This window comes from Neobacillus bataviensis LMG 21833, from assembly GCF_000307875.1.
GTDB classification, from domain to species: Bacteria; Bacillota; Bacilli; order Bacillales; family Cytobacillaceae; genus Neobacillus; species Neobacillus bataviensis.
In genome coordinates this window covers 180,558-200,892 of sequence record NZ_AJLS01000035.1, presented here as the reverse complement: position 1 = coordinate 200,892, position 20,335 = coordinate 180,558, and the positions used below count along the sequence as shown (strand labels likewise).

General features: G+C 37.8%; 16 protein-coding genes. All 16 read right to left on the bottom strand.

Annotation, left to right across the window (positions count from 1 at the left end):
* On the bottom strand, nt 1–2,157 hold the full coding sequence (locus BABA_RS03925; protein ID WP_007083835.1) for a hydantoinase B/oxoprolinase family protein: 2,157 nt from the start codon (nt 2,155–2,157) through the stop codon (nt 1–3).
* Nucleotides 2,158–2,180: 23 nt separating this feature from the next.
* Nucleotides 2,181–4,277: a hydantoinase/oxoprolinase family protein gene (locus BABA_RS03920; protein WP_007083834.1), complete on the bottom strand. Its 2,097-nt coding sequence runs from the start codon at nt 4,275–4,277 to the stop codon at nt 2,181–2,183.
* An 84-nt stretch (nt 4,278–4,361) separates the two neighbouring features.
* Nucleotides 4,362–5,702: an MFS transporter gene (locus tag BABA_RS03915; RefSeq protein ID WP_007083833.1), complete on the bottom strand. Its 1,341-nt coding sequence runs from the start codon at nt 5,700–5,702 to the stop codon at nt 4,362–4,364.
* Between the two features lie 422 nt (nt 5,703–6,124).
* Entirely contained in the window at nt 6,125–8,101 is a 1,977-nt protein-coding gene (locus BABA_RS03910) for a sigma-54-dependent Fis family transcriptional regulator (RefSeq protein ID WP_007083832.1), read from the bottom strand.
* 126 nt (nt 8,102–8,227) lie between these two features.
* Nucleotides 8,228–9,283 carry a zinc-dependent alcohol dehydrogenase gene (locus BABA_RS03905; protein ID WP_007083831.1) on the bottom strand — a complete coding sequence of 352 codons (1,056 nt, stop codon included), beginning with the start codon at nt 9,281–9,283 and terminating at the stop codon, nt 8,228–8,230.
* 39 nt (nt 9,284–9,322) lie between these two features.
* Nucleotides 9,323–10,501, bottom strand: coding sequence for a dihydrolipoamide acetyltransferase family protein (locus tag BABA_RS03900; RefSeq protein WP_007083830.1), 1,179 nt, complete (start codon nt 10,499–10,501; stop codon nt 9,323–9,325).
* Nucleotides 10,502–10,575: 74 nt separating this feature from the next.
* The gene (locus BABA_RS03895) at nt 10,576–11,583 is read right to left on the bottom strand and encodes an alpha-ketoacid dehydrogenase subunit beta (RefSeq protein ID WP_007083829.1); all 1,008 of its coding nucleotides are present in this window, start codon (nt 11,581–11,583) and stop codon (nt 10,576–10,578) included.
* 13 nt (nt 11,584–11,596) lie between these two features.
* Nucleotides 11,597–12,601: a thiamine pyrophosphate-dependent dehydrogenase E1 component subunit alpha gene (locus BABA_RS03890; RefSeq protein WP_007083828.1), complete on the bottom strand. Its 1,005-nt coding sequence runs from the start codon at nt 12,599–12,601 to the stop codon at nt 11,597–11,599.
* A gap of 120 nt (nt 12,602–12,721) precedes the next feature.
* Nucleotides 12,722–13,489 carry an SDR family NAD(P)-dependent oxidoreductase gene (locus BABA_RS03885; RefSeq protein ID WP_007083827.1) on the bottom strand — a complete coding sequence of 256 codons (768 nt, stop codon included), beginning with the start codon at nt 13,487–13,489 and terminating at the stop codon, nt 12,722–12,724.
* A 42-nt stretch (nt 13,490–13,531) separates the two neighbouring features.
* Nucleotides 13,532–14,170 carry an MBL fold metallo-hydrolase gene (locus BABA_RS03880; protein ID WP_007083826.1) on the bottom strand — a complete coding sequence of 213 codons (639 nt, stop codon included), beginning with the start codon at nt 14,168–14,170 and terminating at the stop codon, nt 13,532–13,534.
* A gap of 327 nt (nt 14,171–14,497) precedes the next feature.
* Complete coding sequence (locus BABA_RS03875) at nt 14,498–15,259, bottom strand: SDR family NAD(P)-dependent oxidoreductase (protein ID WP_007083825.1); 762 nt, start codon at nt 15,257–15,259, stop codon at nt 14,498–14,500.
* A 126-nt stretch (nt 15,260–15,385) separates the two neighbouring features.
* Nucleotides 15,386–16,567: a M20 family metallopeptidase gene (locus BABA_RS03870; protein ID WP_007083824.1), complete on the bottom strand. Its 1,182-nt coding sequence runs from the start codon at nt 16,565–16,567 to the stop codon at nt 15,386–15,388.
* A gap of 80 nt (nt 16,568–16,647) precedes the next feature.
* A complete protein-coding gene (locus tag BABA_RS03865; protein WP_007083823.1) occupies nt 16,648–17,706 on the bottom strand; it encodes an alpha/beta fold hydrolase in 1,059 nt (352 codons plus the stop codon).
* Between the two features lie 17 nt (nt 17,707–17,723).
* Complete coding sequence (locus BABA_RS03860; protein WP_007083822.1) at nt 17,724–18,302, bottom strand: hypothetical protein; 579 nt, start codon at nt 18,300–18,302, stop codon at nt 17,724–17,726.
* Nucleotide 18,303: 1 nt separating this feature from the next.
* Nucleotides 18,304–18,906, bottom strand: a complete 603-nt coding sequence (locus BABA_RS03855; protein WP_007083821.1) for a hypothetical protein — start codon at nt 18,904–18,906, stop codon at nt 18,304–18,306.
* 100 nt (nt 18,907–19,006) lie between these two features.
* Nucleotides 19,007–20,335 (bottom strand): MFS transporter, encoded by a 1,329-nt coding sequence (locus tag BABA_RS03850; protein WP_007083820.1) that lies wholly within the window; start codon nt 20,333–20,335, stop codon nt 19,007–19,009.

Below are 20,335 nucleotides of genomic sequence, written 5' to 3'. Positions count from 1 at the left end.
TTATGCATTTTTTTTAATGGCTGTTTCCAAGAGAACACCGCAATTTGGACAATAGGATTCTTCTAAAAATAAGTCGGCTTCTTTTCTATCTTGAATCTCAATATTTAAACTTTTTAGTCTGCTGGATAAAGGAAATTGATCCACAAGAGCCTTTTCTCTCCAATCTTCATGACTCGTGGAAATTGATTCCTGGCAGCATGCACATTTCAACACATTATCAGCTAAAATTAGGCCAAACTCTGTATGGTTTTTGTCTGAAAAGGATACTTTTTTGCCAATACGGTTTGAAAGTATTTTCCCTCGTAATGCTTCTGTTCCCTGAACATCGACCACATTTGATGATTCAAATAGGACTCCATAAACCGTCTTTGCCGTATCCGCCGTAATAAATCCATCCGTTACATCCTTCGCAACCTTATGGATTTCTCTAAATAAAGGATCACCATAACCGCCTCCACCACCAGTCAATTGACGGAAGACATCATTCTCTGTCAGCTTAATGTTAGTAGCATGGTTTGGCATAATTTCTTCATTGCCAATTTCTTGTAATGAAGGCATCCGATTTTTCTCTTTAATAAACGACTGTGACTTAGCGTTACGATGTACCTTGTATAAATTTGTCGCTCCTGGATATCCGCCAAGGACACCCCGAGTCGGGATTTCTGCCATCGCATTCTCAAGTGTTCCAGATAATTCTTCGGTACCATACGGAACCCAGGCAATGTCAATTCCTTGTCCCCCTCTGTTAAAGCCGTGGCCGCCTGATCCATAATTCAGTGATCTCCAGAGGTACAACATTGGATATAATCCTTCATTAATCTCAACATCCGGAATGGAGTTACCTAACATGACTTCATGACAGGAAATATCTAACCCATCACCAATGGATTGGCCGCCCAAACCGCCGCTTCCACAATCTAAAACAGCAAATGCAGTGTAGTTTCCTGCCTTATCAAGCCCAACCCAGCTATTACCGGGCCAAGAATAATGACTAAGTGCGGCCGTTCTTTCCCTAATAGTCTGATCCTCGCTTCTTTGCAAAGCTTGAACCATTCCTTCCCACAATGCTCTTCCTGCTGCAAGTCCGCCTTCCATATGTCCACATGACACAGGAGCTGGTACTGTAGGATTTACCACTGTTCCCGGCTGACCAAGATCAATTTCAATGGGGCGTAATATCCCGGCATTTATTGGGATATCATAGGCTAAGCCGATCATCATCAGACCATTAACAATGCCAATCATTACCCCGGATCCCGCATTAATAAAGGCATCTAATTGCTGATCAGTATCACTAAAATCAAAATGTAAGGATGAATCATTTACAGTTAACGTACACCCGACCCTCACTAATTTACTATCACCATGACCATCGTACTCAACCCAATCTTCTGTCTGAAAGCTGCCATTCGGTATTTTTGAAATTTTTTCACGCATCATCTTTTCAGAAAGAACTTTGTTTATTTCGCAATATTTGCGGTATTCGTCAATGCCAATTTGGTCTATAAGCTCGGAAACCCGGCGTTGGCTGACATTATTTGCTGCAATTAAACTTTTAATATCATTAACTACTGGTTCTGGTAACCGTACATTACTTCTTATTAAGTTAAATAACTCATAATTATATTTCCCTTCATTCACAATCCTTGTGGGAACAAACCGTAATGCTTCTGAATAAAGATCGCGTGCAACAGGTGCCCAGCCTCCTGGAGACATTCCGCCTATATCTGCAATATGGGCGTTAGAAAATGACCAGCCAATAAATTCGTTATTATGAAACAGTGGACTAATGATTGCTACGTCCCCCTGGTGAAGTGCACCGGCGGTATGTGGATCATTTACGATAAAATGATCCCCTGGTTTAATCGAATCAAGGTCATAGTAGTTTGTAATACTTTTGACACCCTCAACAGATGAACCAATATGTGTGATAACATAACCAGAGAAGGCAATATGTTCATTGTTATCGTCAAAAATGGCTGTACAGAAATCCTGTGCTTCCGTTAAAATGGGAGAACCTGATGTTCTCATTAAGGTTGTAGCCATTTCTCCAACAATATTTACCAAACGCATTTGAACAACCTCTGCTGTCACTGGATCATAGCCTAATTCATTCAAATTGGACGAGGTAATCTTATCCATCGTATTTAACTTCATCGCATTCCCCTCCTAGTTAAGATTTATCTTATTTCCATAACATAATTAAGGTACTCATCCTTAGAAATAGTTGAGTTCTCTGGGACATAAATCGTTGTATCGCCAGCTTCCACAATAGCAGGACCGCAAATTTCATCTCCGACATAGATACCTTGTGAAACAAAAGTAGGTATCTTTCTTGCTTCGTTTATATCTGGAAGAAATACTTCACTAAATTTATGTGGTGTGACTTCACCTTTTACTTTGTTTTGATTACTTTTTATTTTTGGCTTAACCGTTTTACCTACCCCAGTCACCCGGCAATTTAACATAATGACATCTGAGCCTTCCCATGCTGTTCCTTCTCCGTAAAGTCTTTCATACGTTTCCACAAATTTGGCAATAATCTCTTCCTTATCATCGGCCGTAATATTTCCATCTGGTAATGGAATGGTAATTTCAAAAGCTTGTCCGGAAAATTTAAAATCGCCTTCCTTAATGACCTGAATATTCTCTTCGGCAAAACCGTTAGAATGTAATGCATCCTTTGCCTGTTCAACCAATCCATTTAATAAATCATTGATCTCTTCCGTTTCACCCAAATTTACATTCCAGTTTACTGTTTGAGCGAAACTTCTAATATTATCAGACCATAATAAACCATATGCTGAGAACACAGACGAGTTTGCCGGAATAATCACCTTTTTAATCCCAAGATTTTTACAAATCGGCGCAATAAATAGTGGACTTGCACCACCATAGGAGATGACTGTAAAATCACGCGGATCAAATCCTTTTTCAATGGAAACAGATCTTGCGGCATTACTCATGGAGTTAACCACAATTCTATATAGGCCTGATGCTGCTTGATTGACATCCCATCCTAACGGATCAGCTATTTTATTTTTTATCGCTTGAACAGAGGCTTCCTTATTTAATTCCATCTCACCTCCAAGAAATAAGTCAGGGTTAATCATTCCTAGCGCAACGACAACGTCTGTTATCGCAGGATTTTCTCCCCCTTGTCCATAACATGCGGGCCCTGGAAATGATCCTGCACTTTCAGGGCCTACCCTTGGAGCATTCCGTTCATCAATCCAGCAAATGCTTCCCCCGCCGGCACCAATGGCTGTAATATCAACCATACTTAGCCCCGTCATGAAACGATTCAGTTCAGCACGATGGGCCAAACCAAGCTGATTATCTTTAATTAAGGCTGTATCGAAGCTTGTACCTCCCATATCAGCTGTAATGATGTCCTTCAACCCAAGCAGTTTCCCTAGGTTATTTGCCCCTAAAACTCCGCCAACAGGTCCTGAGTTTATCAGATTAATGGCTCGATATTTAGCCTCATCTGAGGATAAAACTCCACCGATTGATTGCATCAATCCTACAGGTACTTGTAAGCCCCTTTCTCTAAGTTCACCTTCCAAAATATCCACGTACTTTTCAACTGCTTGACCGCTAAACGAATTTAATACAGTTGTTACCATTCTTTCATATTCTCTTTCCACTGGATAAATCTCACTAGAAATGGTAATAAATTTATCAGGATACATTTCTTGAACAATAGCCTTTATTTGCTGCTCATGTTGTGGATTCTTAAATGACCAAAGTAAACAAACGGCAAAGGATTCTACTTTTTCTTCTTCAACAAGATATTTTACTCTTTCTTTCACCTGTTCAACATTTAACTCAATCAATACTTTCCCATTAGAATCGACCCGCTCATCTACCTCAACAATCGCACTTCTTTTTACAATTTCCGGTAAACTTGTTTGGGTATGCATATTGTAATCATTTGTTCTAGCCGAACGAGCAATCCTCATCGTGTCCTTAAAACCATTGGTGGTGATAAGTCCAACGATATCCCCTTTTAATTCAGCGATTGCATTCGTGACAATTGTGGTACCGTTTATAAATAACTCTGTTTTACTTAAAATATTTTCTATGTCTGTATTCATTTTCTTAGAAATCTTTTTTAATGCATGTATGATTCCCTCTGTATATTTTCCATGTGTTGTCAGCGCTTTTGCTCTATTTACATTTCCTTCATGATCAGATAAGACGAGGTCAGTAAATGTGCCTCCAATATCAATTCCAACATGATACTTGGTTTCTTTTTCTACTAAAACTTCCATCGTTCTCCTCCTTCATTTCTTATGTAAACTTTTCAATAATGGGTAAAGATAAACAGAAAACATTTTCTGTTTACCCTTTCCCGACTAGATCTCTATAGCATTCTTTAAATCTTCTTTTGGTTCTTTTTTATATTGTTGATGGATCATGATTTCTTTTGATAGGAAGATTAATACAATGGTTGCAAGGAATACGATACCGCCAATTAACCATACTTTACTAAAGGCAGCCGCTCCTTCTGCTGAGTTATTTACCCAGCCACCACTCATACTGACAAGTGCGTAACCGAATGCCACTTGTAAGGCTGAACCGAGTCCGTTTAGTGTTCCTATAACTTCTGGGCGAGCGATGCCAGACCAATAAACATTAATCGTGCCCCAGAAGTACACATTACTAACCGCTGCGAATCCATAGACTAAAAATGCATAAACTAAATAGTTAGGTACAAAAAAGCTTGCGATGATAAATGAAATACCACCGATAGCTGGTCCAATGGCTAATGCAGCCCTCGTATACCCTTTACATAATTTATTTACTACCCAGCCATTCGTGAAACCGAGTGCCATTGGTATGGCGTACATCAATGAAATAATGACCCCCGCAGTAGAAGGTGACACATGGAATCCATTAATTAATCCAGTCGATCCCCATGTTGTCGCTAACCAGTTAGGGGTGGTTGCCAAACCAGCGGCAATTGCCATAAAATACACGCTAGGATTCTTTAAGACTTCTTTAAAATAGCTCCACTTAAATTTATCCGCCTGTAATTCTAATTGATCGCTGTCTCCATAAATGAACTTCAACTCTTCCTTTGAGATTCCTCGTTTTTCTTCTGGACGATCCTTAACCACTAGGGCAAAAAATAGGAGGATAGGAATTCCCAATATCGTTACGGTTAAAAATGAAATTTTCCAGCTTAAAATGCCAGCGATTGTAAGTCCGATCGGGCCAGCTAATGCAAATGCCGCCATTGTTGAACTGAACCAAAGAGCAGTGAACCTTACTCGCTCATGTGCTGGAAACCACAGTGCTAATATACGATTACACGGTGCCCACAAGAGTCCGAAAAACATACCAAAAATGAAATTTCGCCACCAAATTTGGGTAAAATCAACTACAAATATGGTCGACGCACTAATGATTGTACAACCAATTAAGCAGGTAATTAATAACCGTTTAGCACCAATTCTATCTGCTAAAATTCCTGCAATAAATAAAAATGGAAAATATCCGAGTAAATAGGCAGAGGATACTGATGCGATCTCAGTGGTTGATAAGGCAAATTCCTTCCCCCAATACGGTGTCAATGTTCCAAAAATTGCTTCATCAAGCCATACAACAAAATTTGTAAGAATCACTGCAAGGAAAACAGTATGTCGTTTCCCCCATCCCTTCATTTGGATGCTACTTCCAGCGATTGTTTCCATTTCATCCCTCTTTTCAATTCAATTAATTTTTTGTTAAAAAGATCTACACCCTTCCTTTTCTGCACCACCCCCTTTAATTGACTCGTTTCAAAAATGATTGGTCATCATTTTTTCTTTTTTTGGTAAACGCTTTCAAACAAATAAAGTTTTATTTAATTTCTTTTGACTCAAACTTCCTAACCTTCTATAAAGATTCACATAATTATTATGCAATATTTATGCCAACATAATTTTTCTTAATTTTCAATACTTTCGTAAAAATATGACGCTACTTTCTTACTATCGATAAGAATTTTACTAGGAAATTCTTATTTTTGATTCCGTGAATACAAAATAAAAATCCACCGGTGATGATAACCAAGTGGATCCTTTAAAGTGAAATTCTTTTTTATTGATCTTGATATTTCGATTTCATTTTATTGTTATTTGATTAATTCCTTTATATTTAATTGATACTCACTTGCCCAGCGATATAAAGTACTAGAAGAAACACCTAGTTTATTAGCAGCCTCTGAAACACTTTTACTATTTTTAAGTGTTATAATCATGGTATCCTTTTTCGTATCATTAGCTACTGATTGATACAGACTTTCTCCATTCGTTTTATCCTCAAACTGCAACTTAATATAGTCCGGTAAATATTCTTCTGTAACAATGGGGTCGTCACAGAATATCTCAATTTGTTCCATCACATTTTTCATTTCTCTAAGATTCCCTGGCCAATCATACTCATAAAAACATTTTAAAACACCTGTACTTAATGTTTTTGTCGGCAGAAAGTGTTTCACAAATAATTCAATATCCTGTTTCCGTTTATGTAAAGGTGGTATGTTAATAGAAATTACATTCAATCGATAATATAAATCTAAACGAAATTTATTTTCTTTAACTAAAGAGAACAGATCTTTATTCGTCGCAGCAATGATTCTAATATCAATTGGTTTTGTAAAATTTGATCCCACCGGCGTTACTTCCTTTTCCTCTAAAACACGCAATAAATGTGCTTGTAATTCTAAAGGCATATCTCCGATTTCATCAAGAAAAATAGTTCCTCCATTTGCTACCTCAAACTTCCCTTTCTTTCCGCCCTTCACTGCGTTGGTGAAGGCTCCGTCAACATATCCGAACAGCTCACTAGCAATTAAATCCTTAGGAATGGCAGCACTGTTGATTGCGATAAATGGCTTTGTTTGTCTGGTGCTTTCATTGTGAATCGCCTGGGCAAAAAGCTCCTTTCCTGTTCCGCTTTCACCAATGATTAATACGCTCTTATCTGTACTAGCGGCTCTAGAAGCTAGCTTAATCGCACGTTTAAAGCCTGGGTCGTCTCCAACTAGAGATGAAAAGGTATACTTAGCAGATAACTTTATCATTTCCTTATTTTTTTTCTTCTTTAAAATGATAATATTACCTAAGTGTTCTCCCTCAACCATGATTCTTCTAGATGTTAATAATATTTTATACATCTCTTCATTGTGTAATTGGAATTCATCCTGTAATATTACTTCATTTCTCGTAATTGCCTTTTCTAAGTATTTAGAAAGCGGCTGCAAATGCTCAATATCAGTTAATTTCCATTTGACATGATCCATTAAAGGTATTTTTAACATGTGAGAAGCAATTTTATTTATACGGATCATCTCACCTAATCGATTTACAATGATGATTCCATCTGAAATAGAGTCAATTGCAGCACTAAAGTAATTGTTGAGAAGATACGTTTCTTTTTTTATCCCTTTTTGTTCAATTAACTTAACAATCGTGTCAGCAGCTGTTTTTACTAGTCCCAGTGAATGAGAATGTGCCGAACGTACATATCCTATTAATGTAATGACTCCTATCATTTCGTTTGTAAAAGGGTCTTTGATCGGTGCACTTGAGCAGTGGGAGGTATGCCAGGTTATACTATAATGTTCTGCACCTACTACATGAACTGCTTTTCCTTGTGCCATTGCTAAACCGATTGAGTTCGTTCCAATCCACGCTTCACTCATATTGACCCCAACTGTAAAGTTAACATGCGCTGCATTGATCGCAATTTCACTGTCACCACAAAGGTCTAACACGACTCCATCTTTATCTGAAAAAGCAATGAGGCTGTCTGTCCCCTTTACTATATCAAATAGATCATCCATAAATGGCCGAATTAACGCTAAAATTTCCTTGTTTTCTTCTTGTTTTTTTCTTAGTACCTTTGGAGAACATATAGGAGCCTGAACCAAATTAGGGTTTATTCCATACTTTTGGGAACGCCTCCAGGAAGTAGAAATAACGGGACGAGTATCATCAGAAACCACTCCCAGCTTAAAGTAATTGGTCCAAGCTTTTTTTAATATTTTTTCCCGATCAGACATTTCAAAAGATCGAACACGCGCTTTATAGGCATATATATTTTCCATCCCAATCACTCTCCAAACCAATAGTTCTGAATATTAAAGAATGACAAATTATTAGCCTACTTATATCAGATATTCGCCATAGATATCCATAATTTGGGAAATACTCTTTTTTTACAACATTTCTTGTTAAAATTCAATCATTACTTTTACCGACTTGTGTGGTTTCATCTGTGTTTCAAAGGCTTCCTTCACATGATCAAGAGTAAACACATGGGTAATTAAATCGTTTGTCATTACTTTCTTATTTTTTAACAATTCAATTGACTTGTTAAAATCTCCTCCTAAGCAGCCTAAAATCCTTGGTGACTTATGAACAATCTTTGTTGTATCCAAGGAAGCTTTTTTTTCAGGAAGACCAACAAATGCAATGGTTCCACCGCTTCTGACCAGCTCGAATGACTGTTCTACTGCAGAAGGGGCTCCGGCGGCATCTACTACGATATCTGCCATCGCCCCTTCATTAAAATGATAAGGCCCAATCCCCACTAATGCTTTGACTCTCTCCATAACATTTTCTTTGGCCGCATTAATTACGTGGTCCGCACCTAATTTTTTCGCAAAGGCTAATCGCTGCTCAGATACTTCAGTAACGACCACTTTGTCCACTCCGTACTCTTTAAAAATTTGCATAATGGCATTTCCGATTAATCCTGCACCCATTATGACGATCTTATCCTCCATTTTAGGCTGGCAAAGAGCGACAGAATGGGCAGCAACTGAGACAGGCTCAATCGTTGCTGCTGTAAATTTATCCAATTCATTCGGAACAGTAAAGAAGGAAATGTTTTTCTTGACATTTGGGATGACTATATATTCAGCGAATGCACCTGGAAGTCCATAACCAGTTGAGGCTTTAAACAAATTCGGGCATAGAATATATTGCTTATTTTTACACCAATAACAGGAACCGCAAAATTCGGAATAAAAACCAGTCCCTTTTTCACCTACCCGAATCTCTTTTACGTCCCTTCCCACCTTGACAACTTCCCCGGAAAATTCATGGCCCATAATTTGTCCCTTTTTTATATACAATCCTGTCCCATAACTATGAACATCCGACCCACAAATACCACAAGCATCCACTTTTAATAAAATATCCCTGGCACCAACCTCTGGAATATCAATGGTTTCAACCCTTAAATCACGCGGCCCATGGTATACAGCTGCTTTCATCGTTCCCATTTCAAACACTCCTCTATAGAAAACTGTAAGAGAAATCTCTTACAGTAAATCGTCTGCGGTTAAATTTTCCAAAGTATTTTTTACTTCATTAGTAAACTGTGCTCCAGTAACTCCGTCAATATAACGGTGGTCATAGCAAATTGAAAGTGTCATGATTGGTGCTACAACGATTTCATTATTCTCATCCACTACTGGAGTCTTTCGAATCGCTCCTGCAAAAACCAAGGTAGACTGCGGGGTATTGATAATTGGTGTGCCCGTTTCAATCCCTAAGCTCCCAAGATTGGAAACTGTAATCGTTCCATTTGAATAATCATCGAATGTCAATTGATTTTGTTCAGCTCTTTGAGCTAAATCTTTGACTTCCTCAGAAATATCAGTAACTGACTTATTTTCAACATTTTTAATAACCGGTACCACTAAACCATGTTTGCTATTAACAGCTACAGAGATGTTTACCTCATCAAAAACCAAAATCTGATTTTCTTCTAACCTGCTATTTACGATTGGTGTTACCTTTACAGCATTGCCGACAGCCTTCACAATCATATCATTCAGGGAAATACCACTAAGTGTCTTTTTTACATTTAAAGCCTTTTCCATATTGACGGAAACCATTTGTGTAAACTGTGGAACGTTTCTCCAGCTATCCAACATATTTTCAGACATTGCTCGTTGAATATTATTCAAGGTAATTTTTTCTTTAATAGCAATAGAAGAATTGGAATTTGCAGAACTAGCAGACTTTCGAACATCATCTTCCGTAATTAGTCCATTTTTTCCTGTACCTGTGACATCATCGATTGCTACGCCTAATTCTTTCGCCAATTTTCGAGCCCTTGGTGAAATACTTCCTTTTTGGCTTTCATTTTGTACTTGTGGTTTTTTTTCATCCATCGTTGATTCAATTTGTTCAAGTGTGGCAGCAGTCTCTTCAATTAAGGATGTACTTTCTGTATATCGAGACAAATCAACTTCCTCATCTTCATTAGCAATAATCGCAATGACCGTGTTAATTGGCACTTCCTCACCAGCAGGAACAATTATTTTTTTCAGGACTCCAGATGTTTGCGCTTCAATTTCCAAAGTTGATTTTTCTGTTTCCAATTCAAATAAATAATCACCTTTTTCGATTGTATCTCCTTCATCAATAATCCAATTTGATACTGTTCCATTCTGCATGGTTACACCTAAGCGTGGCATTTTCACCTCGTTCATTTCTTCCACTCCTGTCCGAATAAATTTTTAGGATGTTCCTACCCTTATAAGGGTAGGAACAAGAATTTTGCTTTCTAGTATTCCATTAACTCCTTAACGGTTTCTACTATTTGTTGTTCACTTGGGCGATAAAACTGCTCCAAGTATATACTTTGGGCAATAGGTACATCCGGGCTTCCCAGTCTCTTTACCGGTGCTTGAAGATCAAAAAGTGCTTCCTCTGAAATCCGTGCAGCGATTTCTGCACCCGATCCACCCGTTTTTGGTTCTTCATGGACAATCAGAACTCGACCCGTTTTACGGACAGAATTTAAAATGGTGTCCATATCAAGTGGAGCTAGAGTACGAGGGTCAATGACTTCTACCTCAACCCCTTGTGCGGATAAGGTTTTCGCTGCATTTAATGCCGTATGCACTTGGAGTGCGGTTGCAATAATCGTTACATCCGTACCTTCTCGTTTTACATCCGCCTTACCAAATGGAATTAAATATTCTTCTGCAGGCACTTCACCTTTTAAATCATATAAAACTTTATGTTCAAAGAAGAGAACAGCATTATTGTCTCGAATCGCTGTTTTCAACAAACCTTTTGCATCATATGGGGTGGAAGGAACAACGATTTGTAAGCCGGGTGCATGCATAAAAATGGCCTGCGGACTTTGAGAATGTTCCGGCCCTGCCCCGCCGGCAATCCCTATTGGCAGGCGCAATGTGACGGGAATTTCCATTTGACCTCCGTGCATATAACGCCATTTCCCTAATTTATGGAACACTTCATCAAACGCTATTCCAACAAAATCACCGAATTGCAGCTCCGGAATTGGCCTAATCCCTCCAGTAATTGCCATTCCTAATGCAGCAGCAACAATGGTTGTTTCCGCTATCGGTGTATCAAATACTCTATCGCCAAACTTTTTATGCAGTCCCTTTGTTGCACCAAAAACACCGCCAAATTTGCCGACATCTTCACCAAAAAGTACCGTACTTGGGTCACGTTCCATTTCTTCCGATAATGCTTCGATAATGGCTTGACGCATTGTTAATGTTTTCACCTTAACTCCGGTCTCTGATAATGTTTTCATACTCTACTCCCCCTTAAGCAAATAATCCTTCAAAAATTCTTTCTGGGTCTGGCAGCGGTGAATCCTCGGCTTTTTTGATTGCTGCTATAATTTCTGAATCTATTTGATTATCTAAATGAGCTAGCTCATCCTCAGTAAAAATTCCCTCATCAATTAATCTAGTCTTATAATTTTTAATTGGATCTCTTTTCTCTTTCCATTCCTTTAACACTTCTGCAGGAACATAATCATATGGATCACCTTCAAAGTGCCCGCGGTGGCGGAATGTTTTTGCTTCAATAAATGTTGGCCCTTCACCTCTTTTTGCTCTTTCCACGGCTTCTTTTACTACTTCATGCATGAGCAAAACGTCATTTCCATCTACCACACAGTTAGGAATTCCATAACCTTCAGCCCAGTCGGCAATATGCTCTTTAACAGAATGAGTTTCGGAAATATGACTTGAGATTGCATACTCATTGTTTTCACAAATGTAAATTAACGGTAATTTATAGAGTCCTGCCCAATTCAATGATCCATGTAAAGGTTCCCTTGATGCAGCACCATCACCAAAATAAACAAGTGTTACTTGGTCTGTTCCTTTAAATTTTGCAGAATAAGCAGTACCAACACTAATTCCAAGTTGGGAACCAATCGTTCCTGCTTGACCTAATACTCCCCTAGCGGGATCTGCACTATGGACAATTCCGGCACCTAATCCTTTTGTCGTTCCTTCTACTCTCCCCAAAAAGTCGCCATATAGTTTTGATAGAGGAACCCCTTTGGCAATTTTTTGGTTACAGCCGCGGTGATTATAATAAATATAATCCTCATCACGTAGATTACGGGAAATCGAGCCTGCTGAAACTCCTTCTGATCCAATACCGGAGTGATAGAATCCCGAAACCTTACCATCTTGCATTAACTGAATTAAATTTTCATCGAATTTTCTAATTTTCACCATCACTTCGTAAAAATGAAGTAGATCATCTTTACTATAATCCTGTAAATTTATTTCTTTTTCATAGATTTTGGCCATGAAATTCACTCCTTTGAATAAGTTTTTAGTTCTATAATAAACACAATTTTCTGAATCAAATGGATAGGAGACTACTATTTAATCACATAGGACAAAGGAACATTTGCATTGCTTTGTGTGTTAAGCAACACTCCATCCACCGTCAACAGGCATGATTAAACCGGTAATATAACTGGATTCATCCGATGATAAAAACAATGCTGCATGGGCTATTTCCTCAGGCTTACCCACTCTGCGAAGCGGATTGGTTGCATAACTTTTTGCGATTTTCTCATTATCTAATACCTCTGCAATCATCGGGGTATCGATTGCTCCCGGACAAATACAATTCACTCTAATATTATGTTTCCCGTAATCTACTGCCATGACTCTTGTTAATGCAACAACCCCGCCTTTAGACGCCGTATAGGCATCAGCACCCGTAACACCTAAAACCCCATTTAAAGATGAATTATTAACGATGCTGCCGCTTTCTTGTTTAATCATAATAGGTAACACATATTTAGACATCAGGTATACTCCATTAAGATTTATTGACAAAATTTGATTCCAATCCCCCAAAGGTGTTTCTAGTAATGGAGCCATTTTATATCTGGAGCGGGACGAAAAACCAATGCCTGCATTATTAAATAATATATCAATACGTCCAAATCTTTCGACCACCTGGTCAATAACCGAACGTACATTTTCTTCATTTGAAATATCTGTTTTCATAAATACAGCTGTATATCCAGCATTGACCAATTCCTGCTCGACCTGTTTCCCATTCTCTTCGTTCCATTCGGCAATGACAACACTTGCACCTTCACTGGCAAATAGTTTTGCAGAAGCTTTCCCTTGTCCACTGCCAGCCCCTGTAATAATGGCTACCTTGTCTTTTAATCTCATTAACTTCTCACCTCTTATTTCTTAATCATTCGGATCACTCTTTTAGAAATAGGCTTTAATATTAGGCAGAAGATTATACGTTTTTTCAAATTCTAGAGTTGTCGTTTCACCATGGCCCGGATAAATGATGATATTGCTAGGGAGACTGTATAATCTGGTTTTTATTGATTCCTTAATAAGTTCCCGATCCCCATACGGAAGATTAGTTGGTCCTACAATTCCAGCTAATAAAGTATCCCCTGTAAACAAATAGTCATTATCTAAGAGGTAACATGTACTCCCTGGTGAATGTCCAGGAGTGTGTATCGCTTTAATGCAAACTGAGCCGCATTGAATCAATTCATCCCCATTTAATAAAATGTCCGGCCACTCACAAACAATCGGCGTATTCATTTGAACGGAATGATTTAAGTCTGGATTTAACAACCATTCTGCCTCGGAATGATGGACAATGACTGAAGCATCTGTGTAATCTTTTAGTAAATTCAAGCCAGCAATATGATCATAATGACTATGGGTTAATAGAATATAATCTACTTTTCTTTTTCCAATATATCGAATTAATTCATAGGGATTTTCACCCGGATCAATGATGATACAAAAAGATTTCTCATCTGTAATAACGTAACTATTTGTTTTCAGTTTTCCTAAAGTAAATTGTTGTATTTTCAAAGATTCCATCAGGTGCTCCTTCCCATTGGCAAGTCAAATAAAGAAATAAGGTAAGCGTTTTCAGTGGGAAGTTTCATTACCTTGTAAAGCTTACATAAGCCCCCCTTTCAGTTATCCACGAAACCAGTAAGATAAGTAATTCCTATCACCACTTATTAATAAAATATGCAATTTTCATGCCAAAGTAAAAATTGCTATTCCATCAAATTTCGTTTGCTAATAAACATATCATTTTATCAATAATGGGAATTTTTTTGCGAGTTTTTTTATTCATGCAAAAAATATGAAATATTAATTAGTTATTTCTCCATACGGAGTTACATCATTTACTTGCAATTATTGTGCAAGCCATCCACCATCAATATAAATGGTTTGACCTGTTATAAAACTGCCGGCATCAGAGGCTAACAAAATAATCGCACCCTCTATTTCATCTGGATTTCCTAATCTTTTCATTGGTGTTTTGCTAATTATTTTTTCACGTACTTTCACGTTGCTTAATTCCTTTTGATTCATTTCCGTCTCGATATATGCCGGACCAATTGCATTTACTTGAATACCAAATCTAGCCCACTCTAAGGCTAGTGATCTTGTTAAATTAATAACAGCTGCCTTGCTGGCGGTATAAGCACTTATTCCAATATCGCCTACCGCCCCAACTACAGAGGAAACATTAATAATTTTTCCATGCCCCTGCTTTTGCATCGTTTTTGCAACTGTTTGAGAGCAAAAGAATAACGATTTTACATTTAAATCCATTACCTGATCCCATTCTTCTTCTGTTACATCAAAAGCATATTTTGTTTGAGAGGTTCCCGCATTATTTACCAAAATATCAATTGTTCCAAATTCAGAAACGATAGTCTCAACCATTTCACTTATTGATGAGATCTTTGTTAGGTCTGTCGAAAACCCTATTGCTTTCCTGTCCAATTTCTCAATTTCAGCGACTACTTGTTGGTTTCTTTCCACATCTCTTCCCACTATTACGACATTGGCCCCTCTTTTAGCTAATGCCAGAGAAATTGTTTTTCCTAATCCTCTATTTCCGCCTGTAACAATCGCTGTCTTATTTAATAAACTAAATTTATCCACCATTTTTCTATTCCTCACTCCTCTTTTTAAGTATCATTAATATTTTTTGCAATTTTCATGCCAAAATTATTATGTTGCTCTACTGAGAAAAAGAAATAATACTGGTATTATACACTTATCGAATAAGCACTAGCTTACACCCAAATAATCAATGGCCAGTGCCATAAAATAACGGATAGATTCTATGAATTTATCAATTTCTATATATTCATCTGGCTGGTGTGCAAGTTTTGGATTTCCAGGGCCAACTATAATCGTCGGAATTTGCAAATGAGGGCAATAAACGGATGCGTCCGTATAATAATTAACACCTGAAGGAATTAGCTCTGTGTTAAAATGGTTCTTAGCAGTATTAACAGCAAGTTTCACAAAATCATCTGATTCATTGGTACCTACCGATTCCATACTATTTATGACCTTTATTTGATAAGTGGATTGTGACCGTACGGAGCTTTCTTGGATCATATTTTCAATATCTTTTAAAATTTTATCTTTATCCTGGCCTGGAATGGTTCGGATGTCTAAAGTCAATTTACATTGATCCGGTACAACATTTGTTTTTACACCGCCTTCTATTGTCCCAATATTAATCGTTGGATGACCTAATAAGGTGTGTGGCGTGTAATCAAATTGATAGGTTTGGAGAGTATTTATAAACTCATTCATCGTTAAAATCGCATTAATACCCTGGTCTGGCATTGAACCGTGAGCTGTTTTTCCATTTGTAGTAATTTCTAGCCATAAACAGCCCTTATGTGCAGTGAATAGTTGGTTTTCACTAGGTTCCGAAATAACCAAAGCTGTTGCTTTGTCTATTTGCCCCTTTTCGACGACTTTTTTTGCCCCATATCCATCAACCTCTTCACCTGCGGTCCCGACAAACTGTACCTTTCCCTTTAGTTTCACTCCGGCATGTTCTAAATATTTCAGAGCAAGGATCATGGCAGCGACACCGCCTTTCATGTCGGTCGTTCCCCGCCCATATACTTTATTGCCTACTACCTTCCCTGAAAAAGGATCATGTTCCCATTCGACCTTCCCCGTTGGCACGGTATCTAAATGACCGCTGTAAACTAAATACTTTTCATCTGATGCAACATTTGGATAGGTAACAAATATATTAGCTCGATTGTTACCAAGATCATCTAATTCAACGTGAAGATTGGATGATGCTAAATAAGTCTTGATCACCTCAGCCACCCTTTTTTCATTTCCGGGTTGATTCACACTGTTCACTTGAATGAGTGATTGTAAAAATTGAATGGCCTCTTTTTCATTAATCGTTTCAAAAATAGAGTGCAAAACCTGCATGTTAAATCCCACCTTTTTTAATATATAATCTGAAGCTGCCTATGTCTTATTTTAATGACATAGACAGCTTCAATGGTTACCTAATTTTTCCTTGAACGCGCACAAAGCCATTGATCTAAGATACCGGATAATTTTCCTGATATCGCTAAAGAGACGTGACCTGCCTCCACTAGTTGATAGGTTTTATCTTTACTTGAAACTAAATCCATCAATGGCAGGCTTTGCTCTTCAGGTATAAGGTTATCGTTCTTCGAGCTGACCACCATTAGGTTTGCCTGAATATTTCTTAAATCTGCTTTTACGCCGCGAATGGTGAATTCCCCTTTTACAAGTTTATTTTCTTTAAAAAGGTCATTATTTATTTGTTGTAAAGCGCCACCTGTTAATGGCACATGGCCTTTTGTCCAATTGTTCATACGACGCCATTTTTCCACAAACCGCTTGTCATTCGCACGGGTTAAAAGTGTTACATATGGACTGTTATAAACTGGTGAAGTGACAGACCTAAACATGGCCTCAACGTAACTGGGTGGAATGATTCCGTAAACACCTACGAAACGTTCTATATTAAAGGCACCTTCTTTTATTCCATTCGCCAATTTGTCCGGAATGGCAGCCACGCTAAAATCAATAGGAACCGTCGCGACAACAAGATTCTTAATTGGTTCATCGGCAATTGAAGCATACATCGCTGCTAGTGTACCGCCAAGGCAATATCCGACCACCGACACCTCATCGGCAGCCGAATGCCGTAATACACGTTGAACACTTTTTTTAATATAGTCGACAATATAATCTTCAAGATTAATATCTTTATCCTCGTATCCAGCAATTCCCCAATCTAATAAATACACATCATACCCACTGTTTACTAATCCCTCAATGACACTGGAACCTGGTGCAAAATCTAAAATATTGGGCCGATTAAATAGGGAATAAACAAAAAATATTGGTACATCATATTTCCTTTCAACAGCAGAATAATGCCATAATGTTGCCTTATTTTTTTTCCAAATTAATTGTCTTGGGGTAAGCTCCGTACTAAGTTCTGGCCCATTAATGGTTTTGAAAAATTCATTCCAACGCGTCAACTCTTTTTCAAAATCAAAAGAGGTTTTCATTTCAGTATCTGTGGTCAATCCTGCTCCTCCTCCGACTACTTAGCTGCAGCTGCCAGTTCAAATTCCCGTTCGTGTTTCTTATGTTTGCCTAGATTTTCATCTACCTGCCTTTTAAGAGCGGCAATCTCCTCTTTTAAGTCAAAATTTTGTGCTAACTCACTTTTTATTTCTTGGATTTCAGAATATAACTCGCTTACTTTTTCTAATTCCTTTTTGTATTTCACTTGCTCCGTTCTAAGTTGTTTGGTTAGCTTACTAATCTCACGTGAAACCTCTACAAGGCTATAAATCTCTTTATTTGAGGTATCCATCGAAGCTTGTAAATTCCAGATTTGTTCTTCCAGTGTATCAAGCTTTTCTTCCGTTTGAATCGATAATTTCGCTACATTAGCCACATCGTTTTTAGTAGGTAAATTTAACTGATTGGCAAATAATTCATGACCTTTTTTAAACATTTCCAAGTAACGTGATTGAATATCTGAACTCACTTTTGAAAATTCAACAAATTCACGATTGTTTGTCCATGAGTGAATCATTTCATTTGCTTGCTTTTCCCATAGATCATTAAACTTTTTAAATGGTTCATATGGATCAAAAGTACGTTGATCTGCCATGTTAATCCCCCTGCTGATTGAATTTCGATTTTAAATAATTGCTCTGAACGTTATATATTTGGTGAAAAGGAAAGAAAATATTTTTCACTTGCTTAGTCATTAATTCCAATAATACACTTTGGTTTTCCCGAATAATGGAAGCTGTTTCCTTTACATTTTTCACAAACAGAATTCGATTGTTTCGTCTAAATTCAACATATTGCTCTAATGCACGGACAAGCTTATCTACTTGATCACTATTATCTAGATTATTAAAGGGAGTAAATGTAATTTCTGCTGTTTTGTTTTGAATATCATCAAGTTGTTGGTTTATTTCTTCGTATGATTTTGTTGGGAATAAGTTTTTCAAAGCTGTCGTTGTTGTCAGAAGCTCTTCTCGAGATGCTTTTTCCCACTCACGAACTTTTTCCAAAAAATTTTCCCTAAGTTCTTTGCTATTTTTTTGATTTCGTTTCACATTTTCTGCAAAATTGTTTGTAAATTGAAGGAGTATGTCCTCGTGAAATTGTGCTTGTTGAACCCAAGAATCGACTTGTTGAAAGGTTTGATCCCATAAAAGTTCTAAATAGGTTTCATTTTTTTGGATTTGTTTTATTTCTGCCATTGTTTGTATACCTCCATGTTTATTAACGAATCCCTTACGTAAGGAACTTCGTCCTAAATTGATCAATCTCATTACATATCGTAATATTTCTTAGAAAAACCTAACTAATTGATTTCTCATTGTTAATCAATTTTACACTTACATTATTTGCCTTATTTTCCTTCAAAATGATGGCACAAACTGCCGCTACTGCCGAAACGATGGCAAAGAAGATGAAAACTCTGCTAAAATCTTGTGCTCCATTTGCCCCTACTTTTACTAAATAGCCTGCAACTAGAGGAGAAACAAATGCACCCATTTGACCAATTCCATTCGCTAATCCTGTTGCACTTCCAACAACTTCCTTTGGATATAATTTAGGCAGATAAGCATAAATGGAGCCAAAGTTTAAGTTAACAAAGAAACCAACAAGCAATAGGAGTGTAAGTAATAGACCCGTATTACCTTTTTCAACTGCACCAAGCATCCATAGCACAGGAATACTGCATATATAACCAATCAAAGCAACAGGCTTCATTCGATGAAGAACGTTATCCATCAACCATCCCCCGAGCATCATAGCGAAGAAAGCAACGATATATGGTGCAGATGCGAACAAGCCCATTTCCTTAAGATTTAACCCATGCTGTGTAACCAAAAAGGAAGTTAACCAGGTCGTTGTTCCCCAATAAACAGCTAATTGGCAAAATAGACACAAGGTAAAAACATAAAAATTAACATCCTTCATGAAAACCCCGTAGCTTTTTCTTTTCTCTTCTTTCGAAAGCTTTCTAACAGAAGAATCGTTATCCCCATCAATATCCTGATCCTTGCTCAATTTTCCTTTCGCAATCATTTCTTTTGGAGAATCTGCTATAAAACGCCATAGTAAGAAAATCCCAATCGCTCCCGGTATAGCAAGAACATAGAAAACCGGTCTCCAATTACCACTGAAAAAATAAATAGAGATACTTGTAACGATAACCGGCACGATTGCCGGGGCAACCGCCCATGATGTTGCGAAAAACGAAACGGCCCTTCCTCTTTCTTTATGAGGGAACCAGTTATTTATTGCCCGAATGGCCGGGGCAAAATGGTGTCCTTCTCCAAGCCCTAATCCGATTCGAAGTGCCAAAAACTGTCCGAAGGTTTTCACCATTCCCGTTACAGCGGTAACAAAGGTAAAGACTGTAATGGCAACATACATAACCTTCTTGGCACCAAATTTATCAGCCAGGAAACCAGCGCTAATTTGCGCGGCGGCATAGGCAAAGAAAAACACAGATGCTAGCTGCCCTACTTCCACAGGGGTTAAGTTTAAATCCTTCTGTATGAATGGCAGGAAGGTTAAGACCGCCATCCGATCAAAATAATTAATAATATAGACTAACCAAAGAATAACTAAAACAGCATATCGGTAGCCCCATGCCTTTTTCACAATTGTAGACAT

Bases quoted from the DNA above. Each gene is read 5' to 3' on its own strand.
- BABA_RS03925 (WP_007083835.1), bottom strand. From the start codon at position 2,157: ATGAAGTTAAATACGATGGATAAGATTACCTCGTCCAATTTGAATGAA.
- BABA_RS03905 (WP_007083831.1), bottom strand. From the start codon at position 9,283: ATGGGAACGATGAAAGCAGCTGTATACCATGGGCCGCGTGATTTAAGG.
- BABA_RS03860 (WP_007083822.1), bottom strand. From the start codon at position 18,302: ATGGCAGATCAACGTACTTTTGATCCATATGAACCATTTAAAAAGTTT.
- BABA_RS03880 (WP_007083826.1), bottom strand. From the start codon at position 14,170: ATGGAATCTTTGAAAATACAACAATTTACTTTAGGAAAACTGAAAACA.
- BABA_RS03850 (WP_007083820.1), bottom strand. From the start codon at position 20,335: ATGTCTACAATTGTGAAAAAGGCATGGGGCTACCGATATGCTGTTTTA.
- BABA_RS03855 (WP_007083821.1), bottom strand. From the start codon at position 18,906: ATGGCAGAAATAAAACAAATCCAAAAAAATGAAACCTATTTAGAACTT.
- BABA_RS03920 (WP_007083834.1), bottom strand. From the start codon at position 4,277: ATGGAAGTTTTAGTAGAAAAAGAAACCAAGTATCATGTTGGAATTGAT.
- BABA_RS03875 (WP_007083825.1), bottom strand. From the start codon at position 15,259: ATGGTGGATAAATTTAGTTTATTAAATAAGACAGCGATTGTTACAGGC.
- BABA_RS03885 (WP_007083827.1), bottom strand. From the start codon at position 13,489: ATGAGATTAAAAGACAAGGTAGCCATTATTACAGGGGCTGGCAGTGGA.
- BABA_RS03890 (WP_007083828.1), bottom strand. From the start codon at position 12,601: ATGGCCAAAATCTATGAAAAAGAAATAAATTTACAGGATTATAGTAAA.
- BABA_RS03870 (WP_007083824.1), bottom strand. From the start codon at position 16,567: ATGCAGGTTTTGCACTCTATTTTTGAAACGATTAATGAAAAAGAGGCC.
- BABA_RS03895 (WP_007083829.1), bottom strand. From the start codon at position 11,583: ATGAAAACATTATCAGAGACCGGAGTTAAGGTGAAAACATTAACAATG.
- BABA_RS03910 (WP_007083832.1), bottom strand. From the start codon at position 8,101: ATGGAAAATATATATGCCTATAAAGCGCGTGTTCGATCTTTTGAAATG.
- BABA_RS03915 (WP_007083833.1), bottom strand. From the start codon at position 5,702: ATGGAAACAATCGCTGGAAGTAGCATCCAAATGAAGGGATGGGGGAAA.
- BABA_RS03900 (WP_007083830.1), bottom strand. From the start codon at position 10,501: ATGAACGAGGTGAAAATGCCACGCTTAGGTGTAACCATGCAGAATGGA.